The sequence below is a fragment of the Kineosporia corallincola genome, assembly GCF_018499875.1.
Classification (GTDB): domain Bacteria; phylum Actinomycetota; class Actinomycetes; order Actinomycetales; family Kineosporiaceae; genus Kineosporia; species Kineosporia corallincola.
In genome coordinates, this window is record NZ_JAHBAY010000049.1 from 1 (window position 1) to 627 (window position 627).

Annotated in this window: 1 protein-coding gene; it reads right to left on the minus strand. The window is 69.1% G+C overall.

The features are described 5' to 3' along the window. Positions 1 to 627, minus strand: a 627-nt coding sequence (locus tag KIH74_RS35645; RefSeq protein ID WP_214160872.1) for a hypothetical protein, incomplete at both ends; no start/stop codon positions are given.

The following is a 627-nucleotide window of genomic DNA, read 5'->3' on the forward strand; positions in this document are numbered from 1 at the left end:
ATCGGTGCCGAACCGCAGCGCGTCACCCATGTGACCGACCGCCTCGGAACGCATGCCCCGTTGCACCATGCCCGAGTACAGCGAGTCGAGAACGTCGTACTGGGAGGCCATCTCGGCCCCGTACGAGTACTGCATGTACAGGAACTTCGAGTGCGGCCGCCCGGTCCAGGTGACCCGGGTGCGGTCGGTCTCCAGCACGTCGTCGAACTCGTAGTCCCCGCCCCGGAAGATCCGCCCGAACGAGTCACCGTCGCGCGAGGCCCTCAGCCGCCGCACGGCGTCCGACATGCTCGCGAACACCGCCGCGAACCCCAGACGACCCGCGTCGCCGGCCTGCACGTAGATCGGGGGCATGACGAACTCGGGAATCGCCTGACGCATGTGGGTGTCCACGACGATCCGGAGATGATCGTTCTTGACCAGGTACTCGACCTCGTCCGCATCCACGCCACCCGGCATCCGCAACGCGATGTCGCGCATCTCGGCCTCCGGGCCGAGCCCCGCGTACTCGCCCCGCCCGGCGTCCGTCAGAGCCATCGCCGCCGAAGTGGACTCCGCGACACCGCCTTCGATGACGACGGTCCGGCCCTGGGCGTCGACCACCCGCACACTCGCCAGGCCCGCCGA